Annotated in this window: 20 protein-coding genes; 5 read left to right on the top strand and 15 right to left on the bottom strand. The window is 55.9% G+C overall.

Annotated features, from left to right (window positions below):
- Positions 1-63 precede the first annotated feature (63 nt).
- Together paaA and orn are read right to left on the bottom strand one after the other, a co-directional pair.
- On the bottom strand, positions 64-1,056 hold the full coding sequence (gene paaA, locus ACFPDR_RS06645; RefSeq protein WP_009455984.1) for a 1,2-phenylacetyl-CoA epoxidase subunit PaaA: 993 nt from the start codon (positions 1,054-1,056) through the stop codon (positions 64-66).
- Positions 1,057-1,342: 286 nt separating this feature from the next.
- The gene (orn, locus tag ACFPDR_RS06640; protein ID WP_009455985.1) at positions 1,343-1,888 is read right to left on the bottom strand and encodes an oligoribonuclease; all 546 of its coding nucleotides are present in this window, start codon (positions 1,886-1,888) and stop codon (positions 1,343-1,345) included.
- 43 nt (positions 1,889-1,931) lie between these two features.
- Here orn and ACFPDR_RS06635 point away from each other — a divergent pair, with 43 nt between their 5' ends.
- Complete coding sequence (locus tag ACFPDR_RS06635; RefSeq protein ID WP_035272704.1) at positions 1,932-3,179, top strand: M48 family metallopeptidase; 1,248 nt, start codon at positions 1,932-1,934, stop codon at positions 3,177-3,179.
- The gene (gene rsgA, locus ACFPDR_RS06630) at positions 3,176-4,075 is read left to right on the top strand and encodes a ribosome small subunit-dependent GTPase A (protein ID WP_376910925.1); all 900 of its coding nucleotides are present in this window, start codon (positions 3,176-3,178) and stop codon (positions 4,073-4,075) included. Before ACFPDR_RS06635 ends, rsgA begins: the two co-directional genes overlap by 4 nt.
- Positions 4,076-4,153: 78 nt before the next feature.
- Here rsgA and ACFPDR_RS06625 read toward each other — a convergent pair whose 3' ends face one another.
- On the bottom strand, positions 4,154-4,825 hold the full coding sequence (locus tag ACFPDR_RS06625) for an NUDIX hydrolase (RefSeq protein WP_052159464.1): 672 nt from the start codon (positions 4,823-4,825) through the stop codon (positions 4,154-4,156).
- A gap of 153 nt (positions 4,826-4,978) precedes the next feature.
- On the bottom strand, positions 4,979-5,353 hold the full coding sequence (gene rplS, locus ACFPDR_RS06620) for a 50S ribosomal protein L19 (RefSeq protein ID WP_003799181.1): 375 nt from the start codon (positions 5,351-5,353) through the stop codon (positions 4,979-4,981).
- A gap of 272 nt (positions 5,354-5,625) precedes the next feature.
- Here rplS and ACFPDR_RS06615 point away from each other — a divergent pair, with 272 nt between their 5' ends.
- Together ACFPDR_RS06615 and ACFPDR_RS06610 are read left to right on the top strand one after the other, a co-directional pair.
- Positions 5,626-5,901 carry a lipoate protein ligase C-terminal domain-containing protein gene (locus tag ACFPDR_RS06615; RefSeq protein WP_035272700.1) on the top strand — a complete coding sequence of 92 codons (276 nt, stop codon included), beginning with the start codon at positions 5,626-5,628 and terminating at the stop codon, positions 5,899-5,901.
- Complete coding sequence (locus tag ACFPDR_RS06610; RefSeq protein WP_035272697.1) at positions 5,898-6,668, top strand: lipoate--protein ligase family protein; 771 nt, start codon at positions 5,898-5,900, stop codon at positions 6,666-6,668. The genes ACFPDR_RS06615 and ACFPDR_RS06610 overlap by 4 nt, the downstream gene beginning before the upstream one ends.
- 31 nt (positions 6,669-6,699) lie before the next feature.
- On the opposite strand, the gene ACFPDR_RS06605 is transcribed toward ACFPDR_RS06610, so the two are convergent.
- From ACFPDR_RS06605 to ACFPDR_RS06580, 6 genes are all read right to left on the bottom strand, one after another.
- Positions 6,700-6,894, bottom strand: coding sequence for a hypothetical protein (locus ACFPDR_RS06605; RefSeq protein WP_026482961.1), 195 nt, complete (start codon positions 6,892-6,894; stop codon positions 6,700-6,702).
- Between the two features lie 207 nt (positions 6,895-7,101).
- The gene (locus tag ACFPDR_RS06600) at positions 7,102-7,743 is read right to left on the bottom strand and encodes a peroxiredoxin (protein ID WP_009455994.1); all 642 of its coding nucleotides are present in this window, start codon (positions 7,741-7,743) and stop codon (positions 7,102-7,104) included.
- A gap of 186 nt (positions 7,744-7,929) precedes the next feature.
- Positions 7,930-9,747: an acyl-CoA dehydrogenase gene (locus ACFPDR_RS06595; RefSeq protein ID WP_376910924.1), complete on the bottom strand. Its 1,818-nt coding sequence runs from the start codon at positions 9,745-9,747 to the stop codon at positions 7,930-7,932.
- A gap of 108 nt (positions 9,748-9,855) precedes the next feature.
- Entirely contained in the window at positions 9,856-10,785 is a 930-nt protein-coding gene (locus ACFPDR_RS06590) for an electron transfer flavoprotein subunit alpha/FixB family protein (RefSeq protein ID WP_376910923.1), read from the bottom strand.
- Positions 10,786-11,535 (bottom strand): electron transfer flavoprotein subunit beta/FixA family protein, encoded by a 750-nt coding sequence (locus ACFPDR_RS06585; protein ID WP_009456000.1) that lies wholly within the window; start codon positions 11,533-11,535, stop codon positions 10,786-10,788.
- Between the two features lie 85 nt (positions 11,536-11,620).
- Positions 11,621-12,544, bottom strand: coding sequence for a histone deacetylase family protein (locus tag ACFPDR_RS06580; protein ID WP_026482964.1), 924 nt, complete (start codon positions 12,542-12,544; stop codon positions 11,621-11,623).
- Between the two features lie 11 nt (positions 12,545-12,555).
- Here ACFPDR_RS06580 and mltB point away from each other — a divergent pair, with 11 nt between their 5' ends.
- Positions 12,556-13,749, top strand: a complete 1,194-nt coding sequence (mltB, locus tag ACFPDR_RS06575; protein ID WP_009456004.1) for a lytic murein transglycosylase B — start codon at positions 12,556-12,558, stop codon at positions 13,747-13,749.
- On the opposite strand, the gene cysM is transcribed toward mltB, so the two are convergent.
- The 5 genes from cysM to lapB form a co-directional block, all read right to left on the bottom strand.
- The gene (gene cysM, locus ACFPDR_RS06570) at positions 13,746-14,651 is read right to left on the bottom strand and encodes a cysteine synthase CysM (RefSeq protein ID WP_088450354.1); all 906 of its coding nucleotides are present in this window, start codon (positions 14,649-14,651) and stop codon (positions 13,746-13,748) included. The genes mltB and cysM overlap by 4 nt on opposite strands.
- Before the next feature lie 99 nt (positions 14,652-14,750).
- Positions 14,751-15,137 carry a ComEA family DNA-binding protein gene (locus ACFPDR_RS06565; RefSeq protein WP_115633863.1) on the bottom strand — a complete coding sequence of 129 codons (387 nt, stop codon included), beginning with the start codon at positions 15,135-15,137 and terminating at the stop codon, positions 14,751-14,753.
- Positions 15,138-15,253: 116 nt separating this feature from the next.
- A complete protein-coding gene (rfaD, locus tag ACFPDR_RS06560; protein ID WP_254002053.1) occupies positions 15,254-16,252 on the bottom strand; it encodes an ADP-glyceromanno-heptose 6-epimerase in 999 nt (332 codons plus the stop codon).
- Positions 16,249-17,178, bottom strand: coding sequence for a D-glycero-beta-D-manno-heptose-7-phosphate kinase (gene rfaE1 / locus ACFPDR_RS06555; protein WP_022983278.1), 930 nt, complete (start codon positions 17,176-17,178; stop codon positions 16,249-16,251). Before rfaE1 ends, rfaD begins: the two co-directional genes overlap by 4 nt.
- On the bottom strand, positions 17,175-18,422 hold the full coding sequence (gene lapB / locus ACFPDR_RS06550; protein WP_009456011.1) for a lipopolysaccharide assembly protein LapB: 1,248 nt from the start codon (positions 18,420-18,422) through the stop codon (positions 17,175-17,177). Before lapB ends, rfaE1 begins: the two co-directional genes overlap by 4 nt.

Below are 18,422 nucleotides of genomic sequence, written 5' to 3'. Positions count from 1 at the left end.
GTCAAAGCGCCTGCTGCGAATCGGATCGAATCAGAAACCGTGCTGGTTTCCTAGCCTTCTTGATCAGGCCACCTTGCGGACGGCTTCCTGCTTTTGGGCATGTGCATCCAGTGCATCACGGAACCAGGCGCCGTTCTCGTGGGCCTGGACTCGGGCTTCGAGTCGCTCACGATTACAGGGACCATTGCCCTTGATCACCGCCCAGAATTCTTCCCAGTCGATCTCGCCAAAGTCATAGTGACCGCGCTCTTCGTTCCAGCGCAGATCAGGGTCAGGAATGGTCAGACCCAGGTACTCGGCCTGAGGCACGGTCTGGTCCACCATCTTCTGGCGCAGTTCGTCGTTGGAGAACAGCTTGATCTTCCACTGCATGGACTGGGCGCTGTTGGTAGAGTCCGCATCCGAAGGACCGAACATCATCAAGGCAGGCCACCACCAGCGGTTGATGGAATCCTGAACCATGGCCTTTTGCTCCGGCGTACCGTGCAAGCACATCTGAATCAGCAAGTCGTAACCCTGGCGCTGGTGGAAGGACTCTTCCTTGCACACGCGCACCATGGCACGGGCATAAGGACCGTAGGAGCAGCGGCACAGCGGAATCTGGTTGATGATGGCCGAGCCATCGACCAGCCAGCCGATCATGCCGATATCGGCCCAGTTCAATGTTGGGTAGTTAAAAATACTGGAGTACTTGGCTTTGCCCGACAGCAGATCGTCGACCAGTTTGTCACGGCTTACGCCCAGCGTTTCGGCCGCGCTGTACAGGTACAGACCGTGACCGGCCTCGTCCTGCACCTTGGCCATCAAGATGGCTTTGCGCTTGAGCGAAGGGGCACGAGTAATCCAGTTACCTTCGGGCAGCATCCCGACAACCTCGGAGTGTGCGTGCTGAGAAATCTGGCGAACCAAGGTTTTGCGATAGGCTTCGGGCATCCAGTCCCTGGCTTCGATGCGGACACCCTCATCGATGCGCTCTTGGAACCGACGCTCTTCGTCGGACATCTGCTCGATATCCTGGACCTGCTTGACGCCTGTCTCTACAAGTTGTGCATACATGACCATCCCCGGTAAGAGTGCAGAAAGCGCCCAAACAAATTTGTTTCGACGCAAACCATATACACTTCATTATTTAATACGAAAAATGTGATGTCAATCGTAAAACCGTATCATATGGCCTTGAAGCAGATACTTTAAGGGTAAATACTTAGACGTAAAAAAACCGAGGTGCGACAAATCGCTATCCTCGGTTTTGATCCTGCCAATGTGTCCCCGCCTACAGCTGCAGCGCGCTCACGAACCGTGCCGGGACCCGCATCCCTTCCGCCCTGCCTGCCCTTCCCGTTTACAGACGGATGAAGTGCTCGCGGTAGTGTTTCAGCTCGTCAATGGACTCGTAAATATCGGCCAAGGCCTCGTGGCGGCTTTGCTTGACGAAACTTTTAACCACTTCAGGCTTCCAACGCAAAGCCAGTTCTTTCAGAGTGCTGACATCCAGATTGCGATAGTGGAAGAAAGCCTCCAGACGAGGCATGTAGCGGTACATGAAACGACGGTCCTGGCTGATGGTGTTGCCACACAGGGGCGACTTGCCAGCCGGTACGTGCTCTTTCAGGAATTCCAGCAACTGATCCTCGGCTTGCGCTTCGGTCAGGGTAGAAGCTTTGACCTTGTCGATCAGGCCGCTACGGCCATGCGTACCCTTGTTCCAGGCGTCCATGCCATCGAGCAATGCATTGCTTTGATGAACCACCAGAACCGGACCTTCCGCCACCAGAGTCAAGTCTGCTTCTGTTACCACGACCGCAACTTCGATGATGCGCTCTTTATCCGGATCCAGTCCTGTCATCTCCATATCGAGCCAGACCAGACGCTGTGTATGAACCGCCATATAATCATTCCTCAAAACGCCCATTTTACATATAGCCGCCTACATGCTGACTTTGTTGTTCATTATCTTTCTGCTTGCAGACGTTTTGCTGCGCTTTTATTTAGGCCTGCGGCAGATCCGGCACGTTTATCGTCATCAGAACGAGGTGCCGGCCGAGTTTTCCGAACGCATTGGCCTGCATAGCCATCAACGTGCGGCACGCTACACCATTGCACGTACCCGGCTGGGTTTAAGCGAGCGTCTGGTAGAGGCCCTGGTCTTGCTGGGCTTTACGCTGCTGGGCGGTCTGCAATGGCTGGATGTCACGCTGGGCAACTGGATCAGTCATGAACTGCTGCGTCAGCTAACCCTGATTGGCACGGTCCTGGCGATTATGGGTGTCGTGGGCCTGCCTTTTGCCTGGTATCGCAAGTTTGTACTGGAAGCGCGCTTTGGTTTTAACCGCATGAAGCCTGCCCTGTTCTTTGCCGATACCGCCAAAACTCTGATCATCGTCCTGATTCTGGGTACACCCTTGTGTGCCGCCCTGCTCAGTCTGATGGATTGGGCCGGCCCTTCATGGCCCTGGTACGGCTGGGGTCTGTGGCTGGTTTTCAATCTGCTGGTACTGTGGCTGTACCCGCGCGTTATCGCCCCCATTTTCAATACCTTCAAACCACTGGAAGATGCCAGCCTGCGTGAACGCATCAATGCCCTGGCGCAACGTTGCGGCTTTCAAACCAATGGCTTGTATGTGATGGATGGCTCGCGCCGCTCTGCCCATGGCAATGCATACTTCACCGGCCTGGGTCGCCAAAAGCGCATCGTGTTTTTTGATACCTTGCTGAACAAGCTGCAGCCCGAAGAAGTGGAAGCCGTGCTGGCGCATGAACTGGGCCACTTCAAGCATCGCCATATCCAACGCCGTCTGCTGATCAGCGTATTCACATCCCTGATCTTTTTTCTGCTGGCCGGCTGGGCCTGGGGCAAGGTGGGCTTTTATACCGGGCTGGGCGTGATTCCCCAGTTAGGTCGCCCCAACGACGCCCTGGCCCTGATCCTGTTCTTTATGGTGGTGCCTACCTTCACCTTCTGGATGGGCCCCTTGAGCGCCCTGCTCTCGCGCCGGGACGAATATCAGGCCGACAGCTTTGCCGCCCAGCACAGCCAGGCCCAGGACTTGATCAGCGCCTTGCTCAAGCTCTATAACGACAATGCCGCAACCTTGACGCCCGACCCTATGCACTCTGCCTTTTACGATAGCCACCCCAACGCGATTGATCGCATTCGACACCTGAAAAGCCTGGCATGACATCTAAATACATTAGCGGTCTGGTGACCGCCGCCCACGGTCGTCACTACTTTGTCGAACTGCCTGATGGCGAAACGATCAAGTGCTTCCCTCGTGGAAAAAAAGCCGGGATTGCAGTGGGCGATCAAGTCGATGTGTTGATGCAAGCCAAAGGGGAAGGCTCTATTGAGGCGGTGCAGGAACGGCGCAATCTGCTGTATCGCTCTGACGACTTCCGCACCAAGCAGTTTGCCGCCAATATTGATCAGCTTCTGATTGTGGTGGCACCGGAACCCGTGTACTCCGAAGACCTGCTGGGGCGTGCCCTGGTCGCGGCCTGGAGTGTGGATATTGAGCCGGTGATTATTCTGAACAAGGCCGATCTGAGCACCCACCTGGAACGGGCACGCACCAAGCTGGCCCCTATCGCCGCCCTGGGCGTCCCTATTCTGGAAATGGTGGCGCTGGAGCCAGAACAGACACGGGAAGCCCTGACTCCCTGGCTGGCGAACAAGCGCACATTGCTGCTGGGGCAAAGTGGCATGGGTAAATCCACCCTGCTCAATGCTCTGGTCCCGGATGCCGGCGCACTGACCCAGGAATACTCGCAAGCCTTGGGTGCGGGCCGACACACGACCACCAGCACCCGCCTGTATCACCTGCCCAATAGCGGCGACCTGATCGACAGCCCCGGCTTCCAGGCCTTTGGCCTGTCGCATATGACACAGGAAGATATTGCGCACGGCTTCCCCGATTTCCGAAAAGCGGTGGAGTCCTGCCGCTTTTATAACTGCACCCACAGGCATGAACCGGGCTGTGGCGTGCTGGCGGCCATCGAAGCAGGCAGCATTCACCCTGAACGGCACGCGCTATACCAGCGTTTGCTGGCCGAGCACGAAAACAAGCCACGCTATTAAGGGAACAAGGGGCAAAGCAAAACGCCCCTTTTTTGTGAAGGCGGGATACGCTGCAAAGCGCCCGCCTGTCAGGCCTGATTACAGGCCTTTGGCGTGAGTATCCCCACCGGCAGACAACTGCACCCAGGCAGCCGACAAGTGGTGATAAAGATTACGGATCAAGACCGCCGTAGCACCCCAGATAAAGTACGGCCCCCAAGGGATGGAGAAGTAGTAACGCCCTGCCCCGTCCGGCAAATCGGCGTGATGCAATTGATGACGCTGCGGGTCCAGCAGGACCGACAAGGGCACTTCAAAGACCTCGGCCACTTCAGAGCTATCGGGCAACACCTGAAAACCCTCTTGCAGCTCGCCAATAATGGGGCGCATCGCAAACTGGGTACTGGTCACAAAAATAGGATGCTGACCCAGATAACGCACAAAGCGCGGCTCGATGCCGATCTCTTCCTGGGTTTCACGCAAGGCGGCTTCGACCGGCCCCAGATCCGAGGCTTCAATACGTCCACCGGGAAAACTGATCTGCCCCGCATGATTGTGCAGGTGCATGGCCCGACGCGTAAAAATGACGGTAGGCCCTTCGGGGCGCTGCATCACGCCAATACAGACGGCGGAGCGCACATTCATGGAACCGGGCAAAAACTCTGGATAAAAGGAGCTGCGAAACAAAGGCTCGACCTGCCACTGTATGGGCTGGGCAAAAGCGCTACGCAGAAAATCCAGTTGCTGGGCCTGAGCAGGCAATTCAGGCAAAGAATCTAATGCAACCAGAGGCTGGCTGCGAGGGTCGAATCCAGGAACGATAACGGGCCTGATACGAGGCTTATCCATAAGAACTGGTATGTGATCCCACATAAAAACAAAGGCACCCGCCTGGGTGCCTTTGCATCGCTGTTCGCTTGGGAATTAGTTACCCGAACGACGAACGAGTTTTTCTTTGATGCGAGCGGCTTTACCCGAGCGATCGCGCAGATAGTACAGTTTAGCACGACGCACAGCGCCACGACGCTTGACTTCGATGCTGGCGATCTGAGGGGAATACAGCTGGAATGTACGCTCAACAGCTTCGCCCGAAGAAATCTTGCGAACGATGAAAGAAGAGTTCAGACCACGATTGCGACGGCCGATAACCACGCCTTCGTAAGCCTGGACACGCTTACGCGTACCTTCAACCACGTTTACGTTCACAACAACAGTGTCACCAGGACCGAACTCGGGAGGCAGCTTGCCACCGGTCAGGCGCTGGATTTCTTCTTGCTCAAGAATAGCGATCAAATCCACGATTGACTCCAAAACCATCGTATCAGCCGCACACATTATAAAAATCGCGCTGACAGAGGATGAAAAAATGATTAGCCCATGATTCTATCAGCAAAAAGCCTGAATTACCAAGCTTTTTGACTGATCGCAGCGTCGTTTCCCGGCGTTTAACTACGCTAAAATACGACACTTTGGGCACGGTGCCCCCGTATTAAACGCAGCAAAGGCGGAAATTTACTCGCTTCGCCCTCCCCTTGGCAAAAAGGGGCCGACCTTATCAAAGGACACAGTCTATGCATGCTGAATACAAAGTCCCTGGCGGCAAGCTGGTCGTGATCGATCTGGATGTCAAAGACCATATGATCGAACAAGCACGATTGAGCGGCGACTTTTTTCTGGAACCCCCCGAAGCACTGAGCCTGATCAACCAGGCCCTGCAGGGTCTGTCCGTCAACAGCAGTGCCGAAGAAATTGCGGCTCACGTTAGCCGCGCCCTGCCCAAGGACATTGAAATGTTCGGTCTGGACCCGCAAGCCATTGGCGTGGTCGTGCGGAGGGCCTTGGCATGATGAGCTGGAACGAGTTGCCCTGGGAACTGGTCCATATGGAGCCGCAACCCGCTGCCCTGCATATGGCCCTGGATGAAATCATCACCCAGGAAGTCAGTGAAGGCACCCGCGCCCCCACCCTGCGCATCTGGGAGTGGCAGGAAGCGGCAGTGGTGATTGGGCGTTTCCAGTCCTTGCGCAATGAAATTGAAGCCGAGGCAGCTGCCCGTCACGGTATACGCGTCGTGCGCCGTATCAGTGGCGGTGGTGCCATGTTCATCGAGCCAGGCAACACCATAACGTATTCGCTTAGCGTACCCAAGCAGTTTGTAGCCGGCATGACGTTTCAGGAGTCCTACGAGTTTCTGGATTCCTGGGTGATCGAAGCCCTGCGCGAAATTGGTATTGATGCCTGGTACCAACCGCTGAACGACATTACCAGTGCTGGTGGAAAAATTGGCGGTGCCGCACAAGCACGCCGTGGCAATGCTGTCTTGCACCATGTGACCATGGCCTACGACATTGATGCTGACAAGATGCTGGAAGTCTTGCGCATTGGCAAAGAAAAGCTCTCGGATAAAGGCACCACCAGCGCCAAGAAACGCGTGGACCCTATCCGCAGTCAAACCGGCATGAGCCGCGAGGCTGTGATTGAAGCCATGCTGGACGTGTTCCGCAAAAAGACGGCACTTCAACCCCGCACACTGGAAACACCCACACTAGAGCAGGCCGAAAAACTGGCACGCGACCGTTTCCTGTCAAACGACTGGACACAACTGGTGCCCTGATCGCCCCTTGGAACAGCACAAGGGCGTGGCCTTAAAACCCGCCCATGCTGCCCAACCACAACAAGCCAGGAATACTGGCCCCCCACACGGCAACCAAACACACATCCATGACCTTGGCCTTGAAAGACAGAGGCTTGGTGAACGGACTGGACGAGGCTGCGGAACGGACTGGTCCACGGAAACGTGGAGTGGCTTGAGGACGGTAATGACGGCTTGGACTGGACATGGCTAACTCCGTTTACTGTTTTCTTATACAGTACTGTACTTAAAACCAGCATCGAGTGCAATTAGTACCTGCGCTGATGTTGCGCCTTGTCCACTGATGCGCTGAGCCCAAGCGAGAGCCGTCTACCTGAAAAGGCTGTACCCACAAAAAAGCCCTCGTACCATAAGCAGGAGGGCTTTTTGTCTGAGCCTAAAGGCCAAGTGGCGATTACTTGTTAGGCTGAGGCGTCACACGCAGGTAAGGACGGATCTCGGTGTAGCCTTTGGGGAATTTCTGCTTCAGAACTTCCGGATCTTTCAGGCTGGGAACGATGATCACGTCGTCGCCGTCTTCCCAGTTCACTGGCGTGGCCACGCTGTGGCTGTCGGTCAGTTGCAGGGAATCGATCACGCGCAGGATCTCGTTGAAGTTGCGGCCCGTGCTGGCTGGGTAAGTGATGATCAGACGCACTTTCTTGGCCGGGTCGATGATGAACACCGAACGCACTGTCACGGTGGTGCTGGCGTTGGGGTGGATCATATCGTACAGATCCGACACCTTGCGGTCAGCATCAGCCAGGATGGGGAAGTTAACGGTGGTTTTTTGAGTTTCGTTGATGTCATCAATCCACTTGCCGTGGGAATCAACGTCGTCAACGGAAACGGCAATCACTTTCACGCCGCGCTTGGCGAACTCATCCGCCAGCTTGGCGGTGTAACCCAGTTCGGTGGTGCACACAGGCGTAAAGTCGGCTGGGTGGGAGAACAGAACGCCCCAGCTATTACCCAAGAACTCGTGAAACTTGATGGTGCCAGCGGAGGATTTTTGTTCAAAATCAGGGGCCAGGTCACCCAGACGAAGTGTAGCCATTACGTTCCTCTTTTCGAAATGCAGCCGCGATCAGGAGATCACCGACTTAAATAATCAGGACTAGTCAGATGATTTTGTCAGTATAAAGAGTACGTTTCAAATAATTAAACGTTATATCAATATACCCAAAAAAGGCCCGGCAGCCAAAGAAGCTGCGCGGGCCTTCATGCCTTGGGGCTGATCGAGTTACAGCAGCTCAGTCGACAGGTAAGGAGTCAGCTCCACACCATCCGCTACGGACTGTGCCAAGGCACCGGCACGTGGCAGCAAGTGGCTGGCAAAGAACACGCTGGTCGAGAGCTTGCGGCGCAGGAATGGATCCTGACTGCCTTCGCTCAATGCTTTCTCCGCAGCCAAAGCGGCACGGGCCATTTGCCAGCCAGTCAGCACATAGCCGGACAGCATCAAGAATGGCACGCTGCCCAGGAACACGGCAGGCAGGTCTTTCTGAGCGTTCATCAAGGTGAACATGGCAGCGCGTTCCACGCTCTTCACACCGGCTTCCAGACGATCGGAGATCAGGGTCAAGGCCGCTTTGTGATCACCGCCTTGAGCCGCACGTTCACGCAACTTGGCAACAGTTGCGCCCAACTCGGGAGCCAGACCCTGGATCACAGCGCCGGCATCACGCAGAACCTTGCGACCGATGAAGTCATTGGCCTGAATCGCGGTTGTCCCTTCGTAGATAGGCAGAATGCGCGAGTCACGGTAATGCTGGGCCGCACCAGTTTCCTCGATAAAGCCCATACCACCGTGCACCTGCACGCCCAGGGAAGTCACTTCCAGGGACATTTCAGTGCTGAAACCCTTGACCACAGGCACCAGGAACTCATACAGAGCCTGGTAGCGCTTGCGGGCATTTTCGTCGGCACTGTGACGCGCCTTGTCGTTCACACCGGCAGCAAAGTAAGCCAAGGCACGGGAGCCTTCCGTCAGAGCACGCATTTGCACCAGCATGCGCTGCACGTCGGGGTGATGGGCAATCGACACGGCCTTGCCGCCAGTCAGAGGCGCACCCTGTACACGCTCGTTGGCGTATTCAAGAGCCTGCTGGAATGCACGTTCGGCCACGGCGATACCTTGCACGCCCACCGCATAACGGGCCGCGTTCATCATGATGAACATGTACTTCAGGCCTTCGTTTTCCTTACCGACCAGGTAGCCGACGGCACCCTCGCCCACATCACCCTTGCCCGAGCCGTACAGCAGCACAGCGGTTGGGCTACCGTGGATGCCCAGTTTGTGCTCCAGCGAAGCACACCAGACATCGTTACGCGCGCCCACGGAACCATCGTCGTTCACCATGAACTTGGGCACGATGAAAAGCGAGATCCCTTTCACACCGGCAGGCGCATCAGGCGTACGAGCCAGCACCAGATGGACGATGTTCTCGGCCATATCGTGCTCACCGTAGGTGATGAAAATCTTTTGACCGCTGATGCGGTAGCTGCCGTCATCCTGAGGAACAGCACGGCTGGCAACCTGGGCCAGATCCGAACCGGCCTGAGGCTCGGTCAAGTTCATGGTGCCGGTCCAGCGGCCTTCCAGCAAAGGAGGCAAGAAACGTTGTTTCTGTTCTTCCGAGCCAACCATGGACACAGCTTCGATCACGCCGTCGGTCAGCAAAGGACACAGGGAAAAAGCCAGGTTGGCAGCATTGATGTTTTCACATGCCACGGCGCCGATCAGCTTGGGCAAGCCTTGGCCACCCAGTTCGGCTTCGTGCTGCAAACCCTGCCAGCCAGCTTTTGCAAATTCTTCAAAGGCTTTCTTGAAGCCGGGTGTGGTGGTGACCACACCATCATTCCACTTGGCGCCATTCTGATCACCGGCACGGTTCAAAGGTGCTACTTCCTGCTCAACGAAGCGGGCGTTCTCATCAATAATGGCATCGATCAACTCGGCCGAGAAATCCTCAAAGCCAGGCAATTCCAGCACACCAGGTAGATCAGCCAGCTCTGTAAGTGCAAAGCGGATGTCTTGGGTGGGTACACGATACGTCATGAACACTCCTACACAGAAACAAAAAGGACCGAAGCCACAATCAGGCCCCTAGGATATACGCACTGAAAAAAAGCCTGCTGGAGAAGTCCCCAGCAGGCCGATGGGCGCTTAGAGCGCTTTTTCTAACTCAGGCACAGCTTCAAACAGATCCGCGACCAAACCGTAGTCGGCCACGCCAAAAATAGGCGCTTCGGGATCTTTGTTGATCGCCACGATAACCTTGGAGTCTTTCATGCCAGCCAAGTGCTGGATGGCACCGGAAATACCCACGGCCACGTACAGCTGAGGAGCCACGATCTTGCCTGTCTGACCCACCTGCCAGTCGTTCGGAGCATAGCCGGCGTCCACTGCAGCGCGCGAAGCACCCAGTGCGGCACCCAACTTGTCAGCCAGACCGTCCAGCAATTTGAAGTTTTCGGCGCTGCCCATACCGCGACCACCGGACACGACCACACCGGCACCCGCCAGCTCAGGACGGTCGCTCTTGGCCACTTCACGGCTGACGAACGTAGAACGGCCCGAATCAGCCACGGCGCTCAGCTCTTCAACAGCGGCGCTACCACCTTCAGCGGCCACAGCGTCAAAGGCGGTGGTACGCACGGTGATCACTTTAACGGCATCGCTGGACTGAACAGTCGCCACAGCATTACCGGCATAAATAGGACGGGTGAAGGTATCCGCCGACTCCACGGACAAAATGTCCGACACTTGGGCAACATCCAGCTTGGCCGCAACGCGAGGGGCAATGTTCTTGCCCGAAGCGGTTGCCGGGAACAGGATGTGGCTGTAATTGGAGGCGATGGCCAGCACTTGGGCAGCCACGTTCTCGGCCAGGCCTTCAGCCAATGCAGGGCCATCGGCCAACAGAACTTTGCTGACACCCTGAGCCTTGGTAGCCGCCTGGGCCACGCCAGCAGCCTGGTTACCTGCGACCAGAACATGCACATCACCGCCGATCTTCTGAGCGGCAGCCAGGGCGTTGAGTGTTGCAGCCTTCAGCTGCTGATTGTCGTGCTCGGCAATAACAAGGATAGCCATTTAAATCACCTTCGCTTCGTTCTTCAGTTTCTCGACCAGTGTGGCAACATCGGGCACCATAATGCCGGCAGCACGAGCTGGAGGCTCAGTCACTTTCAGAGTTTTGATACGAGGAGCCACATCAATGCCCAGCTCTTCGGGAGTCAGGGTTTCCAAAGGCTTTTTCTTGGCCTTCATGATGTTGGGCAGTGTCACGTAACGAGGCTCGTTCAGGCGCAGGTCGGTGGTGATCACAGCGGGCAAGCTCAGTTTCAGTGTTTCCAGACCGCCGTCCACTTCACGAGTGACCGACACACTGTCGCCCGAAACTTCAACTTTGCTGGCAAAAGTGGCTTGTGGCCAGTCCAGCAAGGCAGCCAGCATCTGACCAGTCTGGTTAGCGTCGTCGTCGATCGCCTGTTTGCCCAGGATCACGAGCTGAGGCTGCTCTTTGTCCACCACGGCCTTGATCAGCTTGGCCACGGCCAAGGGCTGCAATTCAGCGTCGGTTTGCACCAGGGTGGCCCGATCCGCACCAATGGCCAAGGCCGTGCGCAGCGTTTCCTGGCTTTGTGCAACGCCGCAAGAAAGAGCGATCACTTCAGTGGCTGCACCGCTTTCTTTGAGGCGAGTGGCCTCTTCGACAGCGATTTCGTCAAAGGGGTTCATGGACATTTTCACATTGGCAATGTCCACCCCGGTTTGGTCAGATTTCACGCGCACCTTGACGTTATAGTCAACTACGCGTTTCACGGGTACTAACACCTTCATGTAATGTTCTCCAGTGCAGTCTTAAATAAAAATTATTCTGTTGAAATAAGGCTTTAGAAGAATTTCAAAGCCCGAAGCCACTCGCCTAAAGCCCGGCGAAGGCCTTGATGTGAGCCACCACGCTGCGCCCCAGGGACGAGGGATCGTACCCCCCTTCCAGCATACTGACCAGACGTTGTCCGGCACTAGGCGCACTGGCCTGGACCACCATAGCGGTCAATTCCGCATAATCGGCCTCAACCAAGCTGAGCTGTCCCATTTCATCTTCACGGTGGGCATCAAAGCCGGCCGAGAAAAAGACAATTTCAGGGGCAAACGCCTCTATGCGGGGCAAACAAACCTGTTTGAACAGATCGATAATCTGAGCAGACTTGGTGTAGGCCTCAACCGGTATATTTACCATGTTTTGCGCCGCCGGGTCCTGAAAGGAATCAGGAAAAAACGGAGACTGAAAGAAACTGCACATCAGAACCCGCTCGTCGCCGGCAAAAATCTGCTCGGTTCCATTGCCGTGGTGCACATCAAAATCCACGATCAGCACACGCTTGAGGCCATATTTTTCCATCGCATAGGCCACGGCCACAGCGATATTGTTAAAAAAACAAAACCCCATCGCCCGCGCCCGCTCGGCATGATGACCGGGAGGTCGTACCGCACAAAATGCGCCCGTCGCCCCTTCGTTCATGACGCCATCGACCGCATCCAGGCCCGCTCCGGCTGCGGCATAGGCTGCTTCCAGAGTGTGCGGATTCATCAAGGTGTCCGGATCGATATTGAAATACCCCTGCTGCGGCAATTGCTCTTTGAGCTTTTGCACATAAGCGGCATCGTGTACCCGCAAGATATCCTCATCCGTCGCCAGCCTTGCCTGTCGCTGAGCCAGATAGGATGCCAGACCGCTTGATAGCAGTTGATCGTTTATGGCATCCAGTCGCTGCGGACTTTCCGGATGCCATCGGCCCATCTCATGCAAATGGCATGATGGATGGATAAAATATAGTGTCTCCATGAGGATGGATTATGTTCAGACCCACTCGAATTTTGCAAGCAGTACTGATCGCGCTGAGCACTGCCGGCTGCGCCACAACCACTTCCCAAGCTCCGACCACGGACACCAAACCCAGCAGCGGCGCGGCTTTCCAGACCTCGGCAAAAAAAACCGGCACCGTCGAAATCAAGGCTTTGGCCGAACCCGCGTCCATTCAGGCCGGTGAATCTCGCTCTGGTCGGACACAATTTTTTAAATTAAACGGTGAATTAAACGATGACATTGCGAGCTACGCCCAAGAAGTGGCGACAGTACGCAAGATCCCGCTGGATGTCGTCACCGATATGTTGCAGCAAGCTCAATATAACGAGACCGCCGCCAAATTAATGCGCCCCACCAAAGGGCGCATCAAGCGCAGTTGGGTAACGTATAAAAAACGCAATGTAGACCCGGCCCGCATTCAAGGTGGCGTCCAGTTCTGGCAAAAACATCGCCTGGCCTTGGACCAGATTTCCAAAGACTATGGTGTACCGCCCTCTATTATTGTGGCCATCCTCGGCGTGGAAACCGTCTACGGCAAAATCATGGGCGACTTCAAAGTGCTGGATGCCTTGTTTACGCTGGGCTTTGCCTATCCGGATGACAGCCGTCCCGAGCGTGGCCAGTTGTTCCGTGATCAATTAGCGGACCTGATCGAATTGCATTATCAAGGCGAGCTGGACGCACGTATTGTTCAAGGCTCGTTCGCAGGCGCTATGGGTATGTCCCAGTTCATGCCCGGCAGCTTGATACGCTATGCCGTCGATGGCGATGGAGATGGCCGTATTGATCTGCGCAATAACCCAGCCGATGCCATGGCGTCGATTGCCAACTTCTTGCGTGCACACGGCTGGGAACCCGGCCTGCCGGTTTTCGCTCCGGTCGAATTGAGCAACGCAAGTAAAGCGATGGTGGACGGTGGCATTTATCCCAAACTTAGTTGGGCACAATTGAATAATGCCGGTGCGACGGTGAAAGGTCAGAGCCAGAACGCAGGCCCCTGGCAGCAGGCTCAATTAGGTGTAGTGAACCTGGTGGACGAGCCACGCAATACCACCGAGTATCGCCTGGGCACGCCCAACTTCTTTGCCATTACCCATTACAACCGCAGTTACTTTTATGCCAGCTCGGTCGCCGATCTGGCTTCCGAACTGGCCAAACAAATGGGCTACGGCAACCCTAATTAATTAAAGATGCCGGTAGACAGGTAACGGTCGCCACGGTCACACACAATGAAAACGATCGTGGCGTTTTCTACGCGCTGAGCAACGCGCATGGCTGCCACCAAGGCACCGCCGGACGAAATACCGGCACAGATCCCCTCTTCAGCGGCCATACGGCGCGTCATGATCTCGGCCTCTTGCTGGCCAATTTCCTCGAACCTATCCACTTTGGAGGGATCGTAAATTTTGGGCAGATACTCTTCTGGCCATTTACGAATGCCGGCAATTTGCGCCCCTGGTGCAGGCTGAGCCCCCACCACCACTATGCCGCTGTTCTGGCTGCGCAAATAATTACCCACACCCATGATGGTGCCCGTCGTGCCCATGGCGCTGACAAAGTGAGTGACCTGACCATCGGTTTGCTGCCAGATTTCCGGGCCGGTGCTATGCACGTGCGCCGCTGGATTATCCTTGTTGGCAAACTGATCCAGCACCTTGCCCTGCCCTTCAGCCTGCATCTTCAACGCCAGATCACGGGCATATTCCATACCGCCTTGATCCGCAGGCGTCAGAATCAACTTCGCGCCATAGGCTGTCATGGAAGCACGACGCTCCAGCGACAGGTTATCGGGCATGATCAAAATCATTTTGTAGCCACGCACGGCCGCAATCATGGCCAGGGCAATACCAGTATTGCCACTGGTGGCCTCGATCAAGGTGTCTCCCGGCTTGATATCACCGCGGCGCTCGGCCTCTTGAATCATGGAACTGGCAGCACGGTCTTTCACCGAACCGGCAGGGTTATTGCCTTCCAGCTTGGCCAACACGACATTACCGCGTGCCTGCCCAAACTCGCCTGGAATACGCTGCAAGCGAACCAAGGGGGTTTGGCCAACGGTATCTTCAATGGTGGGATAGTTTTTCATCGATCAATCTCTTACCTTGAGCAAGAAGGCAGCCAGCTCGCACTGACTGCCCATGCAGACTAAACAAACTACTAGCTTAAAGCGAGTCTACGCCCAGGGCTACGGCTTTCTTCTTATATCCGCATCGACCGTATTGGAAACCGCCTTGCTGGCGGCTTTGGCAGGTTCCACTTTCAGGCCCGACTGCTCCATCGTAACGATCTTTTTCGCGCCTATCCCTTTGACCCGGTCCGCCAAATCCTGCAAAGAGTCGAAAGGGCCACCCCGCTGGCGCTCCTCCAGAATCAACTCGGCCGTGCGGGGGCCTATACCTTTAATTTGCTGCAATTGTTGAGCATCAGCCGTATTCAAATCCACCGCGGCAGCCAAGTTCCAGGGCCCCAATAAGCATAGGGCAAGCAGAAAGCGAAGAACGGACGCACGCCAACCTTGCATTGAGTGCAACCAGCGATGGGAAACGGGGGACAAAATCAGGGAGGTAGACATGATAAAGGCTCCTTGGAAAGAAGCCTTTATGGTGCTGCCTGGGTGAATGCAAAAGCGGGCCGGAGACCGCATTTAGCCATGCGTGGCAGCCCGCATGGACTTTAAAGCCCTACTGCTTAGCGCAGAGCCCCCGACTGCAGCAGACGGCGTACGTACTCAGCGACACCCGTCTGTACATCGTGGAAAGGCTTGTCGTAACCAGCCGCACGCAGCTGTGTCAGGTCTGCCTGGGTGTGGCTTTGATAACGGCCTTTCAGATCATCGGGAAACGGGATGTATTGCAGAAACTGCTGCGTCACCAACTCTTCCAATGTCAGAGTAGGCAAGCCATCATGCTCACGCAAGGTGTTGACGACGGTCTGGGCTACATCATTGAACGGCTGGGCACGTCCCGAACCGCAGTTGAACACGCCCGACTGCTTGTCCTGACCCAGGAAATGCAGATTCACCGACACGACATCATCAATAAAGACGAAGTCACGTTGCTGACCGCCATCCACATAGCCATCCCAGCCACCAAACAAGAGTACATGACCGTCGCGACGGTATTGCAGCATATTGTGATAAGCCACCGAGGCCATACGACCTTTGTGCTGCTCTTGTGGACCATAGACATTGAAGTAACGCAGGCCGACCACTGGCGCACGCAGACTATCCAGATGACGACGCAGCACTTGGTCGAACAGAAACTTGGAATAGCCGTAGACGTTCAACGGCCCTTCGTTGCTGAGGTCCTCGGCATACAAGGGACCCGCACCGTAAACAGCGGCGGACGAAGCATACAAGAGAGGAATACGCTTGGCCTGGCAGTACTCGAAGATTTCCAGCGTCACGCGGTAGTTGTTGTCCATCATGAACTGACCATTGCGCTCGGTCGTATCCGAACATGCGCCCTGGTGCAGTACAGCTTCAATATTGGAGAACTCGTCGCGCGCCAACCGGGCACGGAAATCGTCCTTGTCCATATAGTCGGCAATTTGGCCATGCACCAGATTGACGAACTTGTCGCCATCGCTCAGGTCGTCCACCACCAGAATGTCAGTCACACCCTGCTGGTTCAGGCCTTTCACCAAATTGCTGCCAATAAAGCCAGCGCCACCGGTCACTACGATCATGCCAATTCCTTTGCCGTCACAATGGACGTACCCAATTTTCCGACCACGATACCACCCGCGCGGTTCGCCCAGCGCATGGCCTGCAACCAGTCCAGACCCGCCGCTCGCATCACCGCCAGCGTTGCCAATACCGTGTCCCCGGCACCCGAGACATCGAACACCTCTTGTGCCTGCGCATCCACATGCTCACGCCCCTGCTCGGTGAACAAGGTCATCCCTTGTTCGGAACGGGTAATCAGCAAGCATTCCAAATTCAGCTTGCGACGCAAATCTTGAGCGCGTCGCATCAAATCATCTTCATCTTTCCAGGCGCCCACAGCTTCCTGCATTTCCGAACGATTCGGCGTCAGGATAGTGGCACCTTGATAGCGCTCGTAGGTTTTGCCTTTGGGATCGACCAGAACAGGAATGTTCTTCGATCGTGCCAACGCAATCAAACTTTCTACCTGGGCCAAAGCGCCTTTCGCATAGTCCGACAAGACCAGCACCTGATGCTGATCCAGCAAGTCGCTCATGTTTTGCTGCAACTGATCCAAAGCGCTGCTGGCCGGGCTTTCTTCAAAATCCACGCGCAGCAATTGTTGCTGACGCCCCAGCACGCGCAGCTTCAGCGATGTGGGCATGACCGGATCTTGCACCCAATGCGCCTGAACATGGTCCGCTTCAGCCAGTTCACGCACGGTCTTGCCCGCTTCGTCCTGCCCAATCACGCCCAAGAGACTGGCCTGGGCACCCAAAGCGGCAATATTGCGTGCCACGTTGGCGGCACCACCCAGACGGTCCTCTACCCGCCCCATCTTGACCACAGGAACGGGTGCTTCGGGGGAGATACGATCCACATCGCCAAACCAGTAACGGTCCAGCATGACGTCACCCACGACCAGCACACGGCTGGCAGCAACAGCCTCACCAGGGAAGGTCATCATTTCAGCTCCTCAAGGCGGCGAGGTGCATAGGTTTCCCAGGAGTTGCAGCCGGGACATTGCCAATAGAAATGGCGAGCCTCAAAACCGCAAGAACTGCAGGAATAACGATCCAGACGCTGGGTGTGACGATGTATCAAGGAACGCAGCAGGCTTAAATCCGCACCTGCAATAATCTGATCGACACCGACAGCCTCCGCGCCTTCGGTACTTTCCTTGCCCTGCCCTTGATCCTGGAGTTCAACTTCCAGCATCTTGTCCAGACCCAATAAAGAAGGATGGGCACGCAAGGCATCACGGGCAAACGCCCAAGCCTGCAAATGGCCTTCCTGTTCGCGCAGAACACGGAACAGCACATTGAAAATATCCAGGCTGGGATGCTGCTGATAATGACTGCGCAGCATGGCAACGCCCTCTTCGCCCCGACCCAGCTTGCGGTAACTGTCCAGCAGCTCGGTCGCGTACAGGCCCACATATTCAGGCGCGCTGCTCAAAATGGAAACCAGGTAAGCCCGCTCCTGCTCGCTCTGGCCTTGCATACGCGCCACACGAGCACGCAAACCGGCAACCCGCGCCTGAGAAGCATACATGCCTTGGCCCGTGCCCAGCTTGCGAATGGCATTATCCGCCTCGTCCAAAGCTTTGGCGGCACGTTCAAAATCAGGCTGCTTGCCTTGCAACGCCCCTTCAGCCTGCTCACACTGGTAATGCACCAGTTGCGGCACAGGCTCATCGACCAAGGCACGCAAACGGCGCACCGCTTCAATGGCACGCGGCCAATCGTGCTCGGACTCATAAATACGGATCAAGGCGCGCATGGCCGGAATAGCAAAGCGCGTTTCACGCACCGCTTCAAAAGCGGCCTCGGCCCGGTCCAGCATGCCAGCTTTCAGGAAATCCTGGGCAATCTGAAACTGGGCATTTTCACGATCTGCGACCGGCAGATCAGCGCGCGACAGCAGACTTTGATGCACTCGGATGGCGCGCTCCATTTCACCACGACGGCGAAACAGGCTACCCAGTGCAAAGTGCAGCTCGGTGGTTTCGGGGTCCAGCTTGGCCACTTCCACAAAGGCGTCAATGGCACGATCCGGCTCTTCATTGAGCAGGAAGTTCAAACCCTTGAAATAGGAATCCGGCAAGGTGCGAGTTTCGGACATCATCTGCCGAAAATCCACCCGCGCGGCGACCCAGCCCAAGGCAAATAGAATTGGTACAAAAACCAACCACCAGGTTTCAAAATCCAC

Origin of the sequence: Alcaligenes sp. GCM10023179 (assembly GCF_042653705.1) — a bacterium.
In the GTDB taxonomy this organism is placed as follows: domain Bacteria; phylum Pseudomonadota; class Gammaproteobacteria; order Burkholderiales; family Burkholderiaceae_B; genus Alcaligenes; species Alcaligenes phenolicus.
This window is presented reverse-complemented; position numbering and strand designations above follow the sequence as displayed.

Coding starts and splice junctions, on each gene's coding strand:
- paaA (WP_009455984.1), bottom strand. CDS start 1,056: ATGTATGCACAACTTGTAGAGACAGGCGTCAAGCAGGTCCAGGATATC.
- orn (WP_009455985.1), bottom strand. CDS start 1,888: ATGGCGGTTCATACACAGCGTCTGGTCTGGCTCGATATGGAGATGACA.
- ACFPDR_RS06635 (WP_035272704.1), top strand. CDS start 1,932: ATGCTGACTTTGTTGTTCATTATCTTTCTGCTTGCAGACGTTTTGCTG.
- rsgA (WP_376910925.1), top strand. CDS start 3,176: ATGACATCTAAATACATTAGCGGTCTGGTGACCGCCGCCCACGGTCGT.
- ACFPDR_RS06615 (WP_035272700.1), top strand. CDS start 5,626: ATGCATGCTGAATACAAAGTCCCTGGCGGCAAGCTGGTCGTGATCGAT.
- ACFPDR_RS06610 (WP_035272697.1), top strand. CDS start 5,898: ATGATGAGCTGGAACGAGTTGCCCTGGGAACTGGTCCATATGGAGCCG.
- ACFPDR_RS06605 (WP_026482961.1), bottom strand. CDS start 6,894: ATGTCCAGTCCAAGCCGTCATTACCGTCCTCAAGCCACTCCACGTTTC.
- ACFPDR_RS06600 (WP_009455994.1), bottom strand. CDS start 7,743: ATGGCTACACTTCGTCTGGGTGACCTGGCCCCTGATTTTGAACAAAAA.
- ACFPDR_RS06595 (WP_376910924.1), bottom strand. CDS start 9,747: ATGACGTATCGTGTACCCACCCAAGACATCCGCTTTGCACTTACAGAG.
- ACFPDR_RS06590 (WP_376910923.1), bottom strand. CDS start 10,785: ATGGCTATCCTTGTTATTGCCGAGCACGACAATCAGCAGCTGAAGGCT.
- ACFPDR_RS06585 (WP_009456000.1), bottom strand. CDS start 11,535: ATGAAGGTGTTAGTACCCGTGAAACGCGTAGTTGACTATAACGTCAAG.
- ACFPDR_RS06580 (WP_026482964.1), bottom strand. CDS start 12,544: ATGGAGACACTATATTTTATCCATCCATCATGCCATTTGCATGAGATG.
- mltB (WP_009456004.1), top strand. CDS start 12,556: ATGTTCAGACCCACTCGAATTTTGCAAGCAGTACTGATCGCGCTGAGC.
- cysM (WP_088450354.1), bottom strand. CDS start 14,651: ATGAAAAACTATCCCACCATTGAAGATACCGTTGGCCAAACCCCCTTG.
- ACFPDR_RS06565 (WP_115633863.1), bottom strand. CDS start 15,137: ATGTCTACCTCCCTGATTTTGTCCCCCGTTTCCCATCGCTGGTTGCAC.
- rfaD (WP_254002053.1), bottom strand. CDS start 16,252: ATGATCGTAGTGACCGGTGGCGCTGGCTTTATTGGCAGCAATTTGGTG.
- rfaE1 (WP_022983278.1), bottom strand. CDS start 17,178: ATGATGACCTTCCCTGGTGAGGCTGTTGCTGCCAGCCGTGTGCTGGTC.